Below are 19,760 nucleotides of genomic sequence, written 5' to 3'. Positions count from 1 at the left end.
GGAGACAAGCCCTAGCTATGGGAGGCGCCTCGGACGCCGAAACCGCTCACCACCGCACGCCGCCCAGTACCACGCAGCCGCATCGGGGTCGGAGACCCCTCCCACAACCCCTCCGGCCAAGCCGCCTTATGCAGCACGAACCCACCAACCGCCGCCTCCTGTGGTATATCGTGGCCGGCCTGGTCGCCTGGGGAGGCCTGCTGGCCCTGGGGGCGTACCTCGGCCTCGACCCGCAAACCCCTGACCGTGACTACCGCCGACTGTGGGTCGTCGTAGCGATGACCGGGGGATTTCTGACGCTTTGGCTCGGCGCGCTCGCCCTCCGCGGCCGAAAATAGCACGTACGTTCCAGGAGAACACAGGGCTCACCCCTCCTTCTTCCTGAACCCCGAACCCAGCCACCTGAACCCTAAAAATGGTCCACTTGCCCCCTTGGGGGGACGCTGGTAAATTGAGCGATTCTCCAAAGTCGCTGCGCCTCGGCTAAGCGGCTCGAACGACAGTTTTCGACACGTATTTGCGGAAAGTATTCGTCCCATGACCACCTACATGGCCAAAGCTGGCACGTTCGAGCAGAAGTGGCTGCTAGTCGACGCCACCGATAAGATCGTGGGCCGCCTGGCCAGCGAAATTGCCGTCATCCTGATGGGCAAGCACCGCCCGACCTACACCCCTCACGTCGACACCGGCGATTTCATCGTCGTCGTCAACTGCGAGAAGGTGCACTTCACGGGCAAGAAGTGGGACCAGAAGAAGTATGCCTGGTATACCGGCTACACCCGCCAACGCACGATCGGTGCCGCCGACCGCTTGGAAAAGTCGCCTGAGCTGATCCTTCAGGAAGCCGTCCGCCGCATGCTGCCGAAGAACAAGCTCGGCGCCGCGATGCTGTCGAAGCTCAAGATCTACAAGGGTGCCGACCACCCCCACCAGGCCCAACAGCCTGAGCCGACCGAGCTCGCCTCGATCGCCTAACCCCATATATTTCAAATACTTAGCCGCGGGCCATCCCGCGATGATTTAACAGAGGAACCTCCTCCATGTCAGCAGTCGCTTCTCTAGAAGCCCTCGGCACCGGCCGTCGCAAGACCTCCGTCGCCCGCGTCCGCATTAAGCCGGGCAGCGGCAAGATCACCGTCAACGGCCGCGAACTCACCGAGTTCTTCCGCATCGTGCAAGACCAGAACGCCGTCACCGGCCCGCTGTCGCACTGCGAACTCCTCGACAAGGTCGACGTGCGGATCCGCGTCGCTGGCGGCGGCACCACCGGCCAAGCCGGCGCCTGCACCCAGGGCATCGCCCGCGCCTTGCTGAAGCACGACAGCGAGCTGATCGAAAAGCTTCGCGAGAAGAACTACATGTCGCGCGATTCCCGCATGAAGGAACGCAAGAAGTACGGCCTCCACGGCGCCCGCCGCGGAACGCAGTTCTCGAAGCGTTAATCGCCTTCGCGACTACCAGAACGACGAAAAAGCCGCCTTCAACCGAAGGCGGCTTTTTTATTGCGCCAACGTCGTCCCCGACTCCTACAAAGCCGCGACCGCCGGTCGCGGTCCCTCATCGTCGCGCACGCTTCACACTGACGCGGTACATTAAGGACACGCTCACCTAATTCACCCATCGCCGAAAACCACGCCCATGCCCATCACCAATAAAACCATGGCCGCCTACCCCTTCCTCGCCGAGATGTACGAGGACGACTATTTCCCCAACGCCTTGGTCGACAAAGGGAAGGCGATTCTCGTTCGGCTGTGCGAACAAATCGAAGTCGACCAGCCAGAATCGCTCGACGACCTCTATGCACTGACGCACGCCGCCACCGACGAGTTCAACGACCTCGCTGTCGAGTTTGAAGAAGAAGATAGCGAGATCGAAACCGGCGCTCGCGACGCCATCGGCGGCGACTTCGCCGCAATCGCAAGGGCCTACGTATACGACGCCGACATCGAAGAATTGATCGCCACGCGAGATTGGTAGCGACAGACGGGTGGCCCTGGTTGGCGTACTCGCCTACCAGGGCGGCGCAGTCGCAGGAGACCGCGTCACTGCCTGCCGCCGCGAGCGCCATGCTTCAGACGCCAACGCACCACTAGGCATCAACTTAAATGAACTACAACGACAGAATCGCGGCTGGAACGCGTGACTTGGCCGACGTGCGTCAGTTCCTAGAGTTGTTTCCGCATGCAGAGCATGCCATCGTTCAATCCAAACACGACTTTCCGCCGGGCGGATGGCAGCTGGTGCAGGAGTGGATTTCTCGAACCAGTCTGTTCGATCGGTACGTGCTGTGGCTCGCCATCCCCGTCGAGTTTACTGCCGAAGGAACCGCTTCTGAACTGGATCGCCCTGCCATTTATGTCACAGAGGTTGAGAAGGTCGTCAAAGGTCGACAGGAGCAGGGCGGCCCAAAATGGGAGTGCGGGTTTGGTCAAATCGAAGAAGATGATTGGCTCGAACTCGTTCAGGTACGCGGCGACTTTGACGCCGCAGGAGCAGACTTGACCAAGGACGATCCAGTCGAGGGATTCGCCACGTTCTGGCGAGACACATGCCCGCCGCCAGACGCTCGAGCGCCGGAAGACATCACCTTACGCGCCCCTCTCCGTTTTGTTCTATAAATAACTACCGTGTCTGAAACTAACTCCAACACGAGCGACGACTCGCCGCAATTTCACGGCCATCCCATCGCTTACTGGCTGGAGAAGCGATTGAGCGGAGATGACGAAGAGCGTTGGGAAGTAATCGACGCTATCCGTCACCTCTGCTATCCCGCGACGAGCATCCCGCTGTTCTTAGCGACGTTGCGCGAAGACTCCTATTCGCGTGCCCGAGCACTAGCCGCTCATGCAATCTTCGACCTGGTCATCGACCCATCGGACCATGACTTCGTGCTCACGCTCCTGCCGCCTCTCAGTGAATTCGCGAACGATCCGTCGCCGGAGGTTTGCGAGCAGATCTCGCAAACCATCGCATTGATCGAAAACTGAGAAAGCTAACAAGCAGCGTCGACCCCCGAACTTCGGCCAGCAACAATCCCCGAACTTTTCTGTCGAAACTGGGCCACCCACTCTGCTAGGCTCAAGTTCGCATCGCGTCGCACTCTGCAACGACTTAGCCGGAGGGCCACGCCCTCCGGGCCGCGGCGCGATCGATCCGCCATCGCCAACGAACCGCCCCCGGACCGCGTAGCGGTCCGGCTAGTTTGCTGCGCGATCCATTCCACACTTGAGGGAGGCTGTCGATGAGTCCAAATCCACTATCGCGACAGAATGTCGCCCCAACGCCGCCCACAACCGCAGTCCTAGCAACAACTTAAGATTTATGTCGCCAAAAACGCGATCACGCGACAAAAAGCGACGCGACAGGACCAACGGGTAGCCTAGGTTGGCGTACTCGCCAACCTGGGCGGCGCAGCCGCAAGAAGCCCCGATGAAACAGCACCGAGATCATCTCGCAACCAAAAGGTGGAGACCGTGATCTAGGTGGACTAGGTGATCTCGTAGAAAACAGCCGGTACGGCGAATGCACTGCAAACCGCCCTCGGCTGGCTGTCGGGTTGAAAGCCCAACCTACGGCGAAACTTGCCGCGAAACGCCGGTGTTGAATCTCCGGAACCCAGGGCGCTGAAAAACACCACCAGCGGATATGCTGGAAGAGAGCCGCGCCCGCCAGCAGATTTGCCAAACCAGATCAGGCCACGGACGCCTCACGAAGGTCTCGCCTAAAGATGCCAAGTCGCCGCCTAGCGAAGATTTTGAGCCTGACCATCGCCTGGCTCGCAATGGCAGCCACCTCGGTCCACGCCGGCCCGCGGCAGGAGCCCGAAGCCGTTGCGAAGCAAGTCGACGCCTCGCTCGCTGCGGAGCTCTTCAAGTCCCAAACCGAACTCGCCCCCGCCTGCGACGACGCGACCTTCCTCCGTCGCGTCTGGCTCGACCTCGTCGGCGACATCCCGACGCCCGAGCATGTGATCGCCTTCACGCTCGATCCCTCGGCCGACAAACGCGAGCGGGTGGTCCGCGAACTCCTCGCCGATCCACAGTACGGTCTTAACTGGGCCCGCTACTGGCGCGACGTCATCTTCTATCGCCGCATCGAAGACCGCGCCCTCATCGCCGCCAACGCGCTCGAGGCCGACCTCAGCGACAAACTGAACAAAAACGTCCCTTGGGACGAAATCGCCGCGGCGTTCGTCACCGCCACTGGCGACGTTCGCGACAACGGCTCGACCGCGATCATCATGGCCCAAGAGGGCCGCACGGAAGAGACGACAGCCGAGGTCTCGCGCATCTTCCTCGGCATGCAAATTCAGTGCGCCCAGTGCCACGACCACCCGTACGATCGCTGGAAGCGCGAGCAGTTCCACGAACTCGCCGCGTTCTTCCCGCGCATCGGCGTCCGGCCAGTCCGCACGGCGACGTCACGTTCATTCCAAGTCGTTGCCAGCGACCGTCAGTTCAAGTTCGCCAAAGCGGACGACGGCAACCGCCCGATGCCCGAGCACTTCATGCCCGATCTGCTCGATCCCTCGGCGCCCGGCACGCAAATGCAGCCGAAGTTCTTCCTCACGACCGCGAAGCTGCCGTACGGCACAGTCGATTCGCAGCGGCGCGAGATGCTCGCCAAGTACCTCACTCGCAACGAGTGGTTCGCCGTCGCGATGGTGAATCGGCTCTGGTCCGAAATGGTCGGCCGCGGGTTCTACGAACCGGTCGACGACGTCGGCCCCGACCGCACGGCCGTCGCCCCGGAAACGCTGGAGATCTTCGCGAAGGGCTTCCGCGACGCCGACTATGACGTGAAGTGGCTGTTCGAAACGATCGCCGCGACCGAGGCGTACCAACGCCAATCGCGGCCGCGCGGCGGCGAGGAGGACGAATCGCCGTTCGCCGCCAACGTGCCGCAACCGCTGCGGGCCGATCAGCTGTACAACGCGATCCTCTCGGCGCTCGACGTCCCCGAAGCAGAACCAAAACGCCCTGGCCGTGGCGGCGGAGGGCTCGGCGGCCAGCAACGCGACCCGCGGACGCAGTTCAACCAGACGTTCGGCTTCGACCCCAGCGAGCCGCGCGAATCGATCAGCGGTTCGATCCCGCAATCGCTTGCGATGATGAACTCCAGCCAGGTCGCCGGCAGATTGCGAGCCAATCAGGGCATCCTGAGCGGCTTGGTCGCCGAAATCAAAGACAACGACGAACTCGTCGCCGAGCTTTACTTGCGCACACTCAGCCGAGAGCCGACAGAGGAAGAGCTGACTCGCGCGAAGGCGTACTTCCGCGAAGTCGGCAATCGGAAACAAGCGGTCGAGGACTTTGCTTGGGCGCTAGTGAACTCGGCGGAGTTCCGACATCGCCGATAGTAGCCTCTCGCCTAGAACGATAAAAACGCGACCGCGGATTTCGCGGATTACACGGATAAGAAAGTAGGAGACAGATCGGCAAATTCTCTAAAGCCACTTTCAAATCACTGCTTACCTCCTCATCAGCGAAATCTGTGAAATCCGCGGTTCAATTAATTCAAAGCACTTAAGACAGATATCTCGATGGCATTCTCACTGCAACACCACACGCACGTCTCTCTCCGCGGCAGCCGCGTCGTGCGGCGGCGTGATTTCCTGAAAGCTTCGGCCGCGTTCGGCGCTGCGGCCGGTGCGCTCAGCTGGACCGACGTGCTAGCCGCCCGTGCCGACGAGCTTCGCGACCGCGGCATGTCGTGCATCCTCCTCTGGATGAGCGGCGGCCCCTCGCAATTCGAAACCTTCAGCCCCAAGCCGGGCCACGCGAACGGCGGCGAGACGAAGGCGATCGACACCAGCGTCGCCGGCATTCAAATTGCCGAGAACCTCCCCCACATGGCGAAGATCGCCGACGAGCTCGCGATCATCCGTTCGATGACGAGCAAGGAAGGCAACCACCAACGGGCGACCTACCTTCTGCACCACGGCTACCTGCCGATGGCGAGCGTCAAGCATCCGACGCTTGGCGCTAACGTCGCCGACCAAATCGGCAACGCCGCCAGCGAATTGCCGAGCTTCGTACAAATCGGCGGCCGGCTCCCGAACTCTGGCGGCGGCGGATTGCTCGGCGTCGATTACGATCCGCTCATTATCCAATCGGCATCGAAGCCGCCGCAGAACACGACGCCGTCGTCGGAAGCCACTCGCTTCGCTCGGCGGATGCAGCTGCTCGAGTCGATGCAAGGCGACTTCGCCGCGGCGGGCGGCGCCCAAGTGGTCGCCGATCAACTGAAGGTTGCCAAGCGGGCGACCGACATGATTCACAGCCCGCGGATGGCAGTCTTCGACATCGAACGCGAGCCGGAACAGGTTCGCGAGTCGTACGGCAGCGGCGAGTTTGCCGCGGGCTGCCTGATGGCCCGCCGATTGGTGGAGCAGGGGGTCACCTTCGTCGAAGTCCACGCCCGTGGCTGGGACACGCATCAAGACAACTTCGCCGCCGTGCGAAATCTGTGCGGCAACGTCGATCAACCGTCGGCCCGCCTGATCGCCGATCTGAAAGAGCGCGGCATGCTCGACAAAACGCTCGTCCTCTGGATGGGCGAGTTTGGTCGCACGCCGCAGATCAATCCCCGCGGGGGCCGCGATCACTTCCCGAAGGCGTTCAACGTCGCCCTCGCCGGCGGCGGCGTCCGCGGCGGCCAAGTCATCGGCGCCACCAACGACGCCGGCACGGAAGTGACCGACCGCCCTGTGCTGATCCCCGACCTGTTCCGCTCGGTCTACCACACGCTCGGCATCGACGCCGACTACGAAAACATGAGCGGCGGCGGCCGGCCAATCAAAATCGTCGACGGCGGGGAAGTGGTTGAAGAACTATTTAGTTAGCCGCTAGAAGGCACGAAGGACGCAAGAAGAAGTCTCTCGCAGAGGCGCGGAGTCGCAGAGAAGGAACAGTTCAGACGAAGCGAATCGCCCGCCAAACAACAACCACTAAGTCCTATTTAACGAAGACCAGCAGCTACACTCTGCTTACGCCCTCTGCGTCTCCGCGCCTCTGCGAGAGACCTTTTTCGCGTCTTCTGTGCTTCTTCGCGGCTAAAAATTAGGGAGCAAGAATCTTGAGCGTCTTCGCATCAGCGTCGACCTCGACCTCCCCCCCCAGCGGCACGGTACAGTTCTGCGGGTAGTGACCGATCGGGAAGTTCACGAGCACCGGCACGCCGAGGTCTTCGAAGTATTGTCGCAACACGCCGGTCGTGTCGAAGCGTTGGTCGTCGGTGAGTTTGTCTTCGCGAACGAAGTCCTCGGTGAACTTACCGAGCACGGCGCCCTTGATGTGGTCGAGCTTGCCGGCCAGCTTCAGTTGCTGAATCATCCGGTCGATCCGATAGGGCGCCTCGTTGACGTCTTCGATCACCAGAATCGCACCGTCCGTATCGATCGCATACGGCGTCCCTTCGAGGGCCGAGATCAGCGACAGATTGCCGCCGACGAGCCGACCGGTCGCCTTGCCTTTGCCGAACGAGTCAACTTCGGAAACATCCTTCGGCACCTCGACCGTGTACGGACCGGCCGGCGATTCGGGCGTGGCTTCGACGGCATGCAGCACGTACTTGCCGGTGAACTCCGTCGGCCCCTTCTCGCTGCCGAGCCCCGACGCCGGGCCCGGGCCGTGAAAGCTGACAATCCCCACCTTATTCATCCCGGCATGCAGCGCCGTGATATCGCTGTAGCCGAGCAGCAGCTTGGGGTTCTTCTTCACCACATCCCAATCGATGAGCGGCATCATCCGCATGCAGCCGTAGCCGCCGCGCACCGCGAGCACGCCGTCGACCTCGGGATCGGCGAACGCTTCGTTGAACTCCTCGGCCCGCCGCTTGTCGCTGCCGGCAAGGTAACCCTCGACGTTGAACATGTCCTCGCGGAGCTTCACCTTGTAGCCGCGCTGCTCAACGTGGTTCTTAAAGCGCATCACCTGCTCACGATCCGGCGGCCCCGCCGGGGCAATGAGCGCAATCGTATCGCCAGGCGCCAACCGCTTCGGCCAAACCAACTTCTGCGGCTCGGCGGCAGAACAAACCGCGCTCACTGCTGTAACGACGACCGCCATGCTCAAGACCAACTGCGTCTTCACTCGATGAATCATTGCTGCTCTTCGCTGGGTGCGCTTTAGAATTTGAACCGCCACTTACGCCTTCGTGCGTTTCTTCGTGTCCGTCGTGCCTTTGTGGTTCAGCCCCACCAACAAGCACGTATTCAACTCTAACCGCCCCGCAAGTCGGCCGGCAACTCGCTTTCGAGTTTCGTGCGCGAAGCCTCGGAACCACTGCGCGTTTGGAAGAGCCCGACCGCCTTCAACCTATCTTTTTCGAGCGAATCGCCGCCCCCATCATGCCGCCGCCCAGACTGGCGAAGAGCAGTCCCATGATCGCCTTGAACGCCAGAAGGCCGGTGCGCAGATCGCGAAAGAGAACTGCGTGGCGCGGGTCGTCGGGATCGACGAAGCAGCGGAATGCTCCGCCCGCCTCTAACGCCGCGTCGAGTTCCGCGGCGCGATCGCGTTGAAAACTACCGAACGTATCGAAGCCTTCGTAGAGCGCGACTCGATCGCTTGAGTACGACTCGCCGTCGACCGTGTATCGATAAGTCGCCGTGGCTTTGAACGTGGCGTCTCCGTCGCCTTCGGTATCGACGCCGAGCTTCGCATGCTCGATCGTCGCCGGGCGTTCCGTCCACCGCTGCACTTCCGACCACTCCCAAACATCGCTAGCCGCGCTAGCCATGCCGCCGACGCCGATCGCTAAAAACGGAATGGCAAAGATGATCAAACAGCCGGTGTCCGACCAGAACGAGCCGAGCGTCTGTTCCTTCGCAGCGTCATCGTCGTGGGCGTCATCACCCATGTCACTCACCCGCGCGAGTAGCGTTGACGCCAATCGACGCCAGCCTGACAGCGGCAGATCACACGTTAAATAAGAAGTGGCAAACGTCACTATCTTGCATTACGTAGTTCTTCCCTTCGACGCGCATCTTGCCCGCTTCGCGGATCGCCTTTTCGCTTTTGTACTGTTCGAGATCAGCGACCGAGTACGTTTCGCAGCGAATGAACCCTCGTTCGAAGTCGGTGTGAATGACGCCGGCCGCCTGCGGGGCGGTGGCGCCGACGGGGATCGTCCAGGCGCGGACTTCTTTCTCGCCGGCGGTGAAGTAGCTTTGCAGGCCAAGGAGCTTGTAGGCAGCGCGGGCAAGCGCGGCGAGGGCTGGCTCGGAAAGGCCCATGCTCTCGAGCATTTCCTGCCGCTCGGCGTCGTCGAGTTCGACGAGCTCCGATTCGAGGCGAGCGCAAACGGGGACGACCGTGCCACCTTCGACCGCGGCCCGTTCGCGAAGTTTCTTCACGTGGGCGCTCTCGCCGGCGAGGTCGTCTTCGTTGACGTTCGCCACGTAGAGGACTGGCTTGGTGGTGAGCAGCTGCAGTTCGGACAAGATGTGCGCCCGCGTCTCATCCTCGTATACCAATCCACGGACCGGCTTGCCGGCGGCGAGCAGGGCGTTGCACTCTTCGAGAATCTCGACGCGTTGCTTCGCGTCTTTATCGCCGGTGCGGGCGGTCCGCTTCGCGCGGTCGAGCATCGTTTCAACCGACTGCAGGTCGGCGAGCATCAGCTCGGTGTCGATCGTCTCCACGTCGCGAATTGGATCGACGCTCCCTTCAACGTGGACGACGTCGCCATCTTCAAAGCAGCGGACGACGTGCAGGATCGCATCGACCGTGCGGATGTGGGCGAGGAACTTGTTGCCGAGGCCTTCGCCCTCCGACGCGCCGCGGACGATGCCGGCGATATCGACGAGCTTCAGCATCGCCGGAATGATCTTCTGCGTCTTGATGAGCGCGCTGATGCGGCCCAAGCGCGGATCGGGCACGGCGACGGCGCCGACGTTCGGCTCAATCGTGCAGAAGGGGTAATTCTCGCTGGCGATCCCCGCCGCCGTGAGGGCGTTGAACAGCGTGCTTTTGCCGACGTTGGGGAGCCCGACGATGCCTGCTTCCATTGAACTACAATCCTGACGCGGTGAAATCGTGACGCGGTGGGGGGCGGCTTGGCGCCTGTCAGCCTTGCAAACGGCTGGCGAAACCCCGAATTCTAGCGGGTTTCGGCGGCTGGCGACAGCGGCAGCGAGGTGGAGCCCCAACGGGGTCGGGAGCCTTTTGCCACTGGGTGCGCCCTGTCCAAAGCAACGCCGCGGGTGGCAGAAAGCTCCCGACCCCCTCGCGGCATCAAGTATTCGAAATCTTCGGCGCCCACCGCACCGGCTCGGGCGGCGGGGCAGGGGAGGGCGCCGGCTCGGGGCCCGGCGGGTCGAGGTGGAGATCGAGCTGCGGGAACGGGATCGAAATCCGGGCTTCGTCGAGCCCCAGCTTCACCGCTCGGATGATTGCCTGCTTCGCGGCGCCGAACGATTCCCGCTTCGCCCAACCGCGGACCTGCCAGTTGACGCTCGAGGCGCCGAGGTCGGTGAGAATCACCTCCGGCGCCGGCGTCGCGACCACGTCGGCGACGCTGCGGACCGCCGCTTCGAGCACGGCCCGCGTTTGATCGATGTCGTCGGCGTAGCCGGTGCCGACGTTGACGTCGGCCCGCCGCACCGCGTGGTAGGTGATGTTCTCGATAACGGCGCCGAAGATCGAACTGTTGGGGACGATGATCCGGCGGTTATCGCTCGTGTCGATCGCAGTGGTGAAGAGCTCGATCTCCGCGACCTTGCCGGTGTAGCTGGCGACGTTCACGGTGTCGCCGACTTTGTAGGGGCGGAAGATGAGGAGCATCGCTCCAGCGGCGAAGTTCGAGAGCGTCCCCTGAAAGGCGAGGCCGATCGCCAAGCCAGCGGCGCCGATGAGCGCGGCGAAGCTAGTCGTTTGGACGCCGAAGTAGCTGAGGCACGAGAGCGCCGCGAGCAGCAAAATTGTCCAACGCATGAGCGTCGACAGAAACAGAGTGAGCGTCTCGTCGAACTTCACGCGCGTCAGCGTGGCGCGAACGACCGACGCCGCCCAACTGGAAAGTGTCCAAGCAAGCGTGAGCAGAACGAGCACATAGACGGCACGCAAGCCAAGTTGGTAGGCCGCGTATTCCCACTCGGCGCGGTTCATTTGGCTGAATTGCAACGTAAAGAGTTCATCTAGCGCGTTCTTCTTCCACTGCGGCGTGCCGACCGGGTACTCGACCTTGGGGGCGGGCGTCGTGGTAGCTGCGGCGTCGGCCGCTTGGGCGAGCAGATAAGTGAACATGACGTTACCGGAAGGAGTCGCGAGGGCGTCGAGCGGACGCGGAAGCGGAGTTGCCTGATCGTGGTGCAACGGGTATCTACCTAAAAGGGAATGTCTGCGTCGAGGTCAGCGCGGGCTCACGCCCGCGGCTAAATGGGCTTTGCGGGGGTCCTGCTAGCGTTTTGTTGGGAGGAAGCCCTGGCTCGAAAGTTATGAATTACCTTGCGCACGCCATCGATTGCCTCGACGATCCCTACCAAGTAGCGGGGGCGGCGACGCCTGATTGGCTCTGCATGACGCGGCCGCGGCTGCGGTGTAGGTCGCGGCAGGCGGCGCCGTTCGTTGACGCCGACGACTCGAAGATGGCCTCCTACGCTCGCGGCGTCATGCGGCACCATGCCGACGACGACTGGTTCCACGAAACCGGCGCCTTCGGCGATTTGTCGATGGAACTCGCCCGCCAAGTCCGCTGGGCGACCGGCGATCGCGATGGGATGCGGCCCGGTTTTCTCGGCCATATTCTGGTCGAACTACTGCTCGACGCGGCCCTCATCGCCGAGGATCGCCGCGGCGTCGACGCCTACTACGAGGTCCTGGCGACGGTCGACGCCGAGTTCGTTGCAAGCGCGATCGGCCAAATGAATGGCTGCGACGCCAGCGGGGTGGCCGGGCTGATCACGCGGTTCGTGGAACTGCGGTTCTTGTACGACTACATGGAAGACGAGACGCTCCTGTTTCGCTTGAACCAGGTGATGCGGCGGGTGAAATTGCCGGAACTGCCGGAACGGATGCTGGAGATTTTGCCGGGGGCTCGAAAGCTGGTGGCCGAGCATCGAGTGGCCCTCTTAACGCCACGGCCCGCGGAGACTCCGATGCTAGCAGTGACTTCACTCTAGCCCCGGGCTCCGCCCGGGGGTCGTCCACCATTTCGAAACGCGTCGCCCCATGCGCGGCAAACCCACCCCCGGGCGGAGCCCGGGGCTAGAATCAGGAGCACGCGCATAGCCGCCTTGTGACTTCTGCCGCCGCGGCGATATCATCCGGCCGCTATGCCCCCCGAACGCGAATCCGCCGATCCCGATATTTTGCCGCTGCGGCCGATCGCGCCGCCGTCGGCGCCCGCGCCGGTGAACCAGCGATTCTCGCTGGAGCGGCTCTCTTCGGCATTCGCCCGCTTGATGGGGACGCCGGCCGCCGCGCCGGGCCTCGCGATCGCCAAGCCGCAGATTGCGCTCGAACCGGAAGAAGAGCCGGACGACGATAATTCGCTGCCCGTGACGCCGCGGATGATCGTCGAGGGAATGCTGTTCGTCGGTAACGCCGACGGCAAAGCAATTCCCGCCGCAAAAATCGCCTCCCACATCCGCAATGTCTCCGCCGAGGAGGTCGAGCAGCTTGTCGCCGACCTTAACGCCAGCTACCGGCACGACGAGGCAGCCTACGAAATCACCGGCGATGTGGCCGGCTATCGGCTGCAGCTCCGCAGCGACCTCGGCATCCTGCGTGATCAGTTCCGGGGTCAGCAGCGGGCCGCCAAGCTCACCCCGGCCGCCGTCGAGGTCCTGAGCATCGTCGCTTACCGGCAGGGGGTGAGCGGCGAGGAACTGAACAAGCTCCGCGGCTCGCAGAGCCACGCCATCCTCGCCCAGCTGGTCCGCCGCCAATTGGTACGGGTCGAACGCCCCGCCGAGACGCCCAAAGTGGCCCGGTATCACACAACCTCGAGGTTCAACCAGCTCTTCGGCGTCAGCTCGCCCGCCGACCTGCCACGGAACGAGGATTTGGACGATTCGTAACCATCGGCACTCTCCGGGAGGCCAATCTGCGAGAATCCGCAATCCACAAAACCCCATACCACCAAACAACTTACAAACCGGACTCCGGAAACCGCTCTAGTAGTTCCTGCCGCCGTGAGTAGAATCGGCGCGGCGACTTCGACAACCGCCGGCCGCCCTTTGCGGCCCATGATCCTCCGAGGCGACTGAACACGATTCAGTCGTTACCGATTCGATCGGCGCCGCGCGACTACCCAGCGGCCATTCCCTCCTGAACCCCATTTCTGGGTCACTAGCTCCATCGGCATTGCTGCGCCGAAGAGCGACTCCGCCATGCCGCGCCGCCGTATCCTCGATGAACTTCGCAACCCACCGCCGGTGGTGCTGCCGTCGCTGCTGCTTTGCGACTTCGGCAACCTGGCCGCGGAAGTGAAAGCGGTGGAAGCTGCTGGCGCCCGAGCCTTTCACCTCGACGTGATGGACGGCAATTTCGTGCCGAACATTACCTACGGCATGCCGATCGTCGAGGCGGTCCGCCGCGCGAGCGACCTGCCGATCGACGTCCACATGATGGTGTCGAAGCCCGCCGCGTTCGTCGACGAGATCATCGACGCTGGCGCCGACATCGTGACGATCCACGCCGAGGCGACCGACGATCCCCGCCCGATTCTCGAACAAATCCGGAAGCGGGGCGCCTTGGCCTCGCTGGCGATCAACCCGCCAACGCCCGTCGAAGCGATTGCCGACGCGTTGCCGCTGTGCGACATGGTCCTGTGCATGAGCGTCATGCCGGGATTTGGCGCCCAGCAGTTCGAGGCGGTGGCGCTGGAGAAGTTGCGGGCCTTGCGATCGCTTCGCAGTGACTTGCTGCTGGAAATCGACGGCGGCGTCAACGCCTCAACCATCGCCCAATGCACCGCCGCCGGCGCCCAGATGTTGGTCGTTGGCTCCGCAATTTTCAAGAAACCTGCCCCGTACGCGGATAGTTTGGCTGAGCTAACTCGCCTGGCCGCCTCGGGAACCCAATAGCGTCGAAACCGCGAGGCGGCGACGCCGGCGGTTCCAATCGACGCGACACTAAATGCCACTTACCTTAGTAGCCAGAACCAAGCAGAGAGATTCAGAGGTTGCTCGTTCGATGTTAACCATCTTGTTAGTCCGCTCCGGGCTGACCGAGTACGACTGTCAGGGCCGCATTCAGGGAACGCTAGACGTTCCACTGAGCGGCGAAGGACGCCAACAAGCCGAGGCGACCGCCCAGGAATTGGCGGCGCGCGGCACGCAGATCGACGCCCTCTACGCCGGTCCCTGCCTGAGCGCCCAGCAAACGGCCGAGGTGCTGGCCACGACGCTCAAGCAAAAGCCGAAGACGCTCAAGACGCTCCACAACCTCGACCAAGGCTTGTGGCAGGGAATGCTGTTCGACGACGTGAAGTCGAAGCAACCTCGCGTGTTCCGCCAATGGCAGGAACGCCCCGACACGGTCTGCCCCCCCGAGGGGGAAACACTTCGCGAAGCGGGCGAGCGGCTCAAGGCGGCGATCGCAAAGCTCACGAAAAAACACAAGTCGGGGACGATCGCCTTGGTGCTCGCGCAACCGCTGGCGAGCGTCCTCCGCTCGCTGCTCCAAGCGAACTGTCCGCCGACGCTCTGCCAATCGGCTTGCGTCGGCAAGCCACTGTGGGAGCCGATTGAGCTGGCTGCAGCAATCTAATCTCCGCATTCCGATACTTCAGCCATGAGGTTCCCTCCCCTTGATGAGGATTATGCAAGTGCCAGCAGTTCCGGTTGCCGGATTTTGATCCACCGGAGGCCGTTGAGAATGAATTTGGCTTGCACCCAATGTCGGACTCGGTGGAAGCGTCGCACCCAGGCTGGCAGCGGGGCTAAGACTCCTCCGGTGCTTGCCAAGACGCCGAACTGTCGCTCGATGGCGCCACGCTCGCGATAGAGCTCGCGGCCGAACGGCGTGGCCAACAGTTCGATCGATCGCAGGCGGCTCGGGCTTTGGCGACGATGGCCGAGGCCGTTGCGACCGCGACTGGGCGTCTTCTTGGCGACGAGTTGAAACCCGGCTTGCGCCGCCGCATCGTAGAGCCCGTTCGCGTCGTACTGCGTATCTCCCAGCAGATAACCGCCGCCTGGCAGTGATTCGAACAACTGACGCGCGACGGTCTTCTCGCTCACGTTCATCGGAGCGAGCGACCACGTCGTAAACAACGGCCCTCCATTCCACACGGCGTGCAGCTTGTAACCTTTCTGCTTCCCCTTCGCGCCGCGACCCCAGGCGGCGTCCCGGTCCTGACTGATCGGACTGACCGCCAAGGCCTTGCCGTCGATGATGTGGATCCACTGCCGCCCTAAACCAATTAAGATCAGCAGTTGCTGCTCTACCGCCGTCAACAACTCCACGGCGTCCGCCTGCTTCAGTCGTCGACTGAGCGTGCTCTGCGGCGGCAGTGGATCGAGCCGCAGATCAGCCGGCCACTCCTCGGCACACGCCGCCCAACTCGTCGGCCGATCGTGCACCACCGCCCAGAAGTAAACCGCCACAATCTCCGCCGTCGAGTACTTCCAACTTCCCCAACGCTTGTCCAATCCGCGCGCTAATAGGTAAAGTGCCAGCCAGAGTTCGCGTTCCATAAAACTCTCCTTGTCAGGGGTTTGCTACCGACAAGGTGGAACGCGGACTCCTTCTTTTCAAGACGCTGCTAGCAGTTGCATAATCCTCCTTGAGGGGGAGGGGTGATCGCAGCGGGTACCAGGCTTCTTCCCCCCTCCCCAGCCCTCCCCTCCAGGGGGAGGGAGCCAGAAGATTGTTGAGTCGGTGGCTCCGCGAGGCGCTAGAGTCTTCAACGCGGCGCCCGGCCAGTCTCCCCAGACCGCCATGGTTGCCCGCCGGCAACGCTGATATACTGCGTACCGGCGAAATCACCCCAGCAGCCGCCACATGTCGACCATCGTTTCCTCCCCGACCCAAGCCATGTCGTCCAGCGAAACCGAAGCTCCCGGCGGGCAGGGTAAACCTCCGCGCGAAAAACGCGGGGTTCCCAGCGGCCTGTGGATGAGCTGCGGCTCGTGCGGGGAGATGCTGTTTCGCAAGGCGGTCGAGCAGAACTTCAACGTCTGCCCGAAGTGCGACAACCACATGTACCTCAGCGCTCAGGGCCGCATCGCGTCGGTGCTGGACGAGGGGACCTTTGAAGAGTGGGACCGCGACCTGCAATCGGTCGATCCGCTCGGCTTCAACGATAAGAAGTCGTACCCCGACCGCATCAAGTCGGAGCAGCAGCGGACCGGCCTCCGCGACGCCGTGGTCACTGGCAGCGGCATGATTCGCGCCCGCCGCGTGGCGTTCGGCGTCACCGATTCGGCGTTCATCATGGGGAGTATGGGCTCGGTGGTCGGCGAAAAGCTGACCCGGCTCGTCGAACGTGCCACCGAACAGCAATTGCCGCTGATCATCGTCAGCGGCTCCGGCGGCGGCGCTCGCATGCACGAGGGGATTTTCTCCCTCATGCAAATGGCCAAGGTGTCCGCCGCGCTCGCCCGGTACGACCAGGCAGGGGGCCTGTTTATCTCGGTCCTCACCAACCCGACGATGGGCGGCGTCGCGGCGAGCTTCGCATCGCTGGGCGACATCATCGTCGCCGAGCCAAAGGCCCTCATCGGCTTCGCCGGCCCGCGGACGATTAAAGCGACGATCCGGATTGAACTGCCGGAAGGCTTCCAAACCAGCGAATTCCTGCTGGCGCACGGTTATATCGATCGCATCATCCGCCGACACGATTTGAAGAGCGAATTGGCCCGCGTCATCGACTACTGCGGCAAGCGCTAAGCCCAGCCTTTTCTTGCCCGCATCGCGTGCCCCATCTAAATTGGAATGATGGCCGCTGGAGCCATTTAGCCCCGCCGCTCTCGGCGGGAGGCGGCCTGACGACCGCCGCTAAATGGGCGTATTTTGCGGCTACGATTTCAACGCTTCGTTCCGTCGGCATTCTCCACTCCTTTCACCGAATCGCGACATCCTATGGGTATCGGCGGCTTCTTCAAATCGCTGATGGAGGGGGGCAAGGTCGACGTCACGCGTCGCTACGAAGTCCTCCGCGAAGCCGTCTCCGGCACGATGAGCAGCTTCCAGGCGGTTCGCGATCGGAACACTGGGGAGATCGTCGGCCTCAAGGTGCTCGACAAGGACAAGACCGAGCAGCTCGAGCAACGCTTCCGCGGCCTCAACAAGCCGAGCGAAGGCGAGATCGCGATGCTGTTCAACCACCCCCGCATCGTCCGCACGCTCAGCCACGGCATGACGAACAAGGGCGAGCAGTACGTCGTGATGGAGTATCTCGACGGCCCGGGGCTCAACTCGCTGATCATCGGCCGCAGCAAACTGCTCGACGGCAATCGCGTTGCGCTGATGACGCAGGCCGGCGAGGCGCTGCAAACCGTTCATGAAGCCGGCTACATCCACCGCGACGTCTGCCCGCGGAACTTCGTCTGCACGAAGGACGCCACCTCGCTGAAGCTGATCGACTTCGGCCTTACCGTCCCGGCGAAAAAGGAATTCCAACAGCCTGGCATTCGTACTGGCACGCCAAACTACATGGCGCCGGAAGTTGTTCGCCGCCGGCCGACCGACCATCGACTCGACATTTTCGCGTTTGGCGTGTCGATGTACGAAATGTTCTCGTTCGAACTCCCCTGGCAGCGGGGGAGCGGCGACGGCCTCGCCGCGATGGGGAACGGCCAGTCGGCGCCCGTGCCGCTCGAAAAGCATTGCCCGAAGATCAATCCGATCCTCCGCGATGCGATCCACAAATGCCTGGAGCCAGAGCCCGAGAAGCGTTTCCAGTCGATGAAGGTGCTGCTCAACGCCATTCGTGCGGCCAAAAGCGAGACGGCTTAGACCGACCGTGCGGAATGCATTCATTTGGTGGTCAGAAGGCTGAAAACGCCCCACAGCGGACGTCGACGGGAAGTTAAAGCCGCCAAATTGGTCAATGGCCCCTCGCTCGGCCGATAATTCCCTTCGTTCTGTCGACGCCGGCATGCATTGCGGGGTTTACCCCGACCCGCTAAAATGCCGAATTCGACCAACCATGCGGGCGATTCGCCGTGCGAACGCCCTTCGACAATATCCTTTCACGATCGATCCGCCCGCGGGGCGGGAGCTTCCCATGACCATCGACAAGAGCCTGAAAGTCCGTCGCGGCGCCACGAGCACCCGGAACGTCCTGAGCCGTGCTGAGCGCCTGGAACGCCTCAAGGAGAACGACCGTTGGAGCGAAGGCATGTCGCCCATCGGCATTCCGAAGGTCCGCGTGAAGAAGCTTTCGCTGAAGAAGAAAAAGAAGACCAAGGCCGAAGGCGATGCCGCCGCAGCCCCCGCCAAGGGCGCCAAGGGCAAGAAGTAAGCCGTTCGTCGCTTGCATCAGGCGACCGCAGACAAACAACCATAGACAAAGGCCAAGCTAGACAGCTTGGCCTTTGTCTTTTTGTGACAGAGCGACGCGTTGCTCGCTATTCCAAGAAGCCACTAAATACTCCACGACTCCACGCACTCCATTTCTCCTGTGGAAGTCCGCACCAGACGAGATGCTTGCCGCAGTTCGTAGTCGGAAACGACCGCCATCCCTCCGTCGGTCGATCGCTGCAACGACGCCAAGAGTCGGCCCTGCTCATTGTAGAGTTGCCACACTTCGCAACTCGCGCGATCTTGTCGATTGGCGCAGCGCGCCAGCCGAATTGCGATGCGACCGCATGATGCTTCATGCACCTCGACAATATCGCGATCCGCCGACGCGGAGATCACGCGCCAACGGCCGATGCGCGCCCGAGTGATTCGTCCGCTTGCATCGCGCACGATTTCAACGCCGCTCGGCAAACGCCGCGAACCTCGCAACGGGGCGTTTTCGCCGTGATTTAAGCCATTTCCGCGATCAAGCAACATCGTTGAGGAAGCATTCGCACCGATGGTGACATGCGCGGCACGGCGTCTCGTAGAAGAAAAAGCGACCATAGATTGCAACTTTGAAAGGAAACTATTGAGGCCGACGTCAACCCGCGTCATGCCACAATGGAAAGCGAAATCGGCGAAGCCTCGTTACAGAGGGGGAAATACCCTTTCAAGTCCCATCACACGCTCCTAAACCTTCCATTTTGGTAAGATTAGGACCCTTTAATCGCCGTTCTCCGCAATTATGCGTAAACCATCTTCCATTAATTCGTCGGCGTGCTTAAAACCGAGAAATGTGAACGCTAGCGAAGGGCGTTCCAACACACACCGGCGCTGCCAAGCGCCCCCGCCAGAAGGAATTGCGTATGTTCTCTCAAACCGTCGAATATGCTCTGCGTGCGATGGTGCAGCTCGCCGCCGACTCGTCAGGCTCCGCCACGACGAAAGACATCGCCGCCAAGGCGAAGGTCCCGAGCGCCTACCTTGCGAAGGTGCTGCAATCGATGCGTCGCGGCGGATTGATCCACTCGCGTCGCGGCGTCGGCGGCGGCGTCACCCTCGCGAAGCCGGCTGCCAAGATCTCGCTGCTCGACGTCATCGACGCCGTCGAGCCGCTGAAGCGTCAGCCCAACAAGAAGGTGGCCACCGCCAACACGCTTCAGAAGTCGATGGACACCGCCGTTGATCAGCTCCGCTCGAAGTTCGCTTCCGAGTCGCTGGCCGACATGATTCCGAAGGGCAAGGGCGTCAAGCCAGCTCCGGTGAAGCGCGCCGTCGCTAAGAAGCGCTAGTCGCTTCGCT

At 62.4% G+C, this 19,760-nt stretch carries 22 protein-coding genes; 16 read left to right on the top strand and 6 right to left on the bottom strand.

The features are described 5' to 3' along the window. Positions 1–128: 128 nt before the first annotated feature. The 8 genes from ACQY7R_RS21710 (at position 129) to ACQY7R_RS21675 (ending at position 6,844) form a co-directional block, all read left to right on the top strand. Positions 129–338, top strand: a complete 210-nt coding sequence (locus ACQY7R_RS21710; RefSeq protein WP_428307644.1) for a hypothetical protein — start codon at positions 129–131, stop codon at positions 336–338. 199 nt (positions 339–537) lie between these two features. Further along, a complete protein-coding gene (gene rplM, locus ACQY7R_RS21705) occupies positions 538–975 on the top strand; it encodes a 50S ribosomal protein L13 (protein WP_198421829.1) in 438 nt (145 codons plus the stop codon). 65 nt (positions 976–1,040) lie between these two features. Continuing rightward, positions 1,041–1,442 carry a 30S ribosomal protein S9 gene (gene rpsI, locus ACQY7R_RS21700; RefSeq protein ID WP_428307643.1) on the top strand — a complete coding sequence of 134 codons (402 nt, stop codon included), beginning with the start codon at positions 1,041–1,043 and terminating at the stop codon, positions 1,440–1,442. 217 nt (positions 1,443–1,659) lie between these two features. Beyond that, positions 1,660–1,977 carry a DUF5713 family protein gene (locus tag ACQY7R_RS21695; RefSeq protein ID WP_428307642.1) on the top strand — a complete coding sequence of 106 codons (318 nt, stop codon included), beginning with the start codon at positions 1,660–1,662 and terminating at the stop codon, positions 1,975–1,977. Between the two features lie 128 nt (positions 1,978–2,105). After that, a complete protein-coding gene (locus ACQY7R_RS21690; protein ID WP_428307641.1) occupies positions 2,106–2,618 on the top strand; it encodes a hypothetical protein in 513 nt (170 codons plus the stop codon). Between the two features lie 9 nt (positions 2,619–2,627). After that, the gene (locus ACQY7R_RS21685; RefSeq protein WP_428307640.1) at positions 2,628–2,987 is read left to right on the top strand and encodes a hypothetical protein; all 360 of its coding nucleotides are present in this window, start codon (positions 2,628–2,630) and stop codon (positions 2,985–2,987) included. Positions 2,988–3,781: 794 nt separating this feature from the next. Continuing rightward, positions 3,782–5,359, top strand: coding sequence for a DUF1549 domain-containing protein (locus ACQY7R_RS21680; RefSeq protein ID WP_428307639.1), 1,578 nt, complete (start codon positions 3,782–3,784; stop codon positions 5,357–5,359). 183 nt (positions 5,360–5,542) lie between these two features. Next, positions 5,543–6,844 (top strand): DUF1501 domain-containing protein, encoded by a 1,302-nt coding sequence (locus ACQY7R_RS21675; RefSeq protein WP_428307638.1) that lies wholly within the window; start codon positions 5,543–5,545, stop codon positions 6,842–6,844. Between the two features lie 217 nt (positions 6,845–7,061). Here ACQY7R_RS21675 and ACQY7R_RS21670 read toward each other — a convergent pair whose 3' ends face one another. From ACQY7R_RS21670 to ACQY7R_RS21655, 4 genes are all read right to left on the bottom strand, one after another. Then, on the bottom strand, positions 7,062–8,105 hold the full coding sequence (locus ACQY7R_RS21670; protein ID WP_428307637.1) for a S66 peptidase family protein: 1,044 nt from the start codon (positions 8,103–8,105) through the stop codon (positions 7,062–7,064). Between the two features lie 208 nt (positions 8,106–8,313). Then, entirely contained in the window at positions 8,314–8,862 is a 549-nt protein-coding gene (locus tag ACQY7R_RS21665; protein WP_428307636.1) for a DUF3592 domain-containing protein, read from the bottom strand. 58 nt (positions 8,863–8,920) lie between these two features. Then, the gene (gene ychF, locus ACQY7R_RS21660; RefSeq protein ID WP_428307635.1) at positions 8,921–10,012 is read right to left on the bottom strand and encodes a redox-regulated ATPase YchF; all 1,092 of its coding nucleotides are present in this window, start codon (positions 10,010–10,012) and stop codon (positions 8,921–8,923) included. Positions 10,013–10,238: 226 nt separating this feature from the next. Continuing rightward, a complete protein-coding gene (locus ACQY7R_RS21655; RefSeq protein ID WP_428307634.1) occupies positions 10,239–11,249 on the bottom strand; it encodes a mechanosensitive ion channel family protein in 1,011 nt (336 codons plus the stop codon). A gap of 191 nt (positions 11,250–11,440) precedes the next feature. Here ACQY7R_RS21655 and ACQY7R_RS21650 point away from each other — a divergent pair, with 191 nt between their 5' ends. The 4 genes from ACQY7R_RS21650 (at position 11,441) to ACQY7R_RS21635 (ending at position 14,717) form a co-directional block, all read left to right on the top strand. Further along, positions 11,441–12,124, top strand: coding sequence for a hypothetical protein (locus tag ACQY7R_RS21650; protein WP_428307633.1), 684 nt, complete (start codon positions 11,441–11,443; stop codon positions 12,122–12,124). 153 nt (positions 12,125–12,277) lie between these two features. Further along, positions 12,278–13,024 (top strand): SMC-Scp complex subunit ScpB, encoded by a 747-nt coding sequence (gene scpB, locus ACQY7R_RS21645; RefSeq protein ID WP_428307632.1) that lies wholly within the window; start codon positions 12,278–12,280, stop codon positions 13,022–13,024. A gap of 312 nt (positions 13,025–13,336) precedes the next feature. Beyond that, positions 13,337–14,032 carry a ribulose-phosphate 3-epimerase gene (gene rpe / locus ACQY7R_RS21640; RefSeq protein WP_428307631.1) on the top strand — a complete coding sequence of 232 codons (696 nt, stop codon included), beginning with the start codon at positions 13,337–13,339 and terminating at the stop codon, positions 14,030–14,032. A 109-nt stretch (positions 14,033–14,141) separates the two neighbouring features. Further along, the gene (locus ACQY7R_RS21635; protein WP_428307630.1) at positions 14,142–14,717 is read left to right on the top strand and encodes a histidine phosphatase family protein; all 576 of its coding nucleotides are present in this window, start codon (positions 14,142–14,144) and stop codon (positions 14,715–14,717) included. Between the two features lie 50 nt (positions 14,718–14,767). Here the strand turns inward: ACQY7R_RS21635 and ACQY7R_RS21630 are convergent, their stop codons facing one another. Beyond that, positions 14,768–15,646, bottom strand: a complete 879-nt coding sequence (locus tag ACQY7R_RS21630) for a transposase (RefSeq protein ID WP_428303583.1) — start codon at positions 15,644–15,646, stop codon at positions 14,768–14,770. A gap of 307 nt (positions 15,647–15,953) precedes the next feature. Here ACQY7R_RS21630 and accD point away from each other — a divergent pair, with 307 nt between their 5' ends. The 3 genes from accD (at position 15,954) to ACQY7R_RS21615 (ending at position 18,417) form a co-directional block, all read left to right on the top strand. Beyond that, positions 15,954–16,841, top strand: coding sequence for an acetyl-CoA carboxylase, carboxyltransferase subunit beta (accD, locus tag ACQY7R_RS21625; RefSeq protein WP_428307629.1), 888 nt, complete (start codon positions 15,954–15,956; stop codon positions 16,839–16,841). A 192-nt stretch (positions 16,842–17,033) separates the two neighbouring features. Further along, a complete protein-coding gene (locus ACQY7R_RS21620; protein ID WP_428307628.1) occupies positions 17,034–17,909 on the top strand; it encodes a serine/threonine protein kinase in 876 nt (291 codons plus the stop codon). Positions 17,910–18,180: 271 nt separating this feature from the next. Beyond that, positions 18,181–18,417, top strand: a complete 237-nt coding sequence (locus ACQY7R_RS21615) for a small basic protein (RefSeq protein WP_428307627.1) — start codon at positions 18,181–18,183, stop codon at positions 18,415–18,417. A 122-nt stretch (positions 18,418–18,539) separates the two neighbouring features. Here ACQY7R_RS21615 and ACQY7R_RS21610 read toward each other — a convergent pair whose 3' ends face one another. Next, positions 18,540–18,953, bottom strand: coding sequence for a hypothetical protein (locus ACQY7R_RS21610; RefSeq protein WP_428307626.1), 414 nt, complete (start codon positions 18,951–18,953; stop codon positions 18,540–18,542). A gap of 371 nt (positions 18,954–19,324) precedes the next feature. Here ACQY7R_RS21610 and ACQY7R_RS21605 point away from each other — a divergent pair, with 371 nt between their 5' ends. Then, positions 19,325–19,750 (top strand): RrF2 family transcriptional regulator, encoded by a 426-nt coding sequence (locus tag ACQY7R_RS21605; RefSeq protein ID WP_428307625.1) that lies wholly within the window; start codon positions 19,325–19,327, stop codon positions 19,748–19,750. The last annotated feature ends 10 nt before the right edge of the window (positions 19,751–19,760 follow it).

Origin of the sequence: Lacipirellula sp. (genome assembly GCF_965279485.1) — a bacterium.
Lineage (GTDB): Bacteria > Planctomycetota > Planctomycetia > Pirellulales > Lacipirellulaceae > Lacipirellula.
This window is presented reverse-complemented; position numbering and strand designations above follow the sequence as displayed.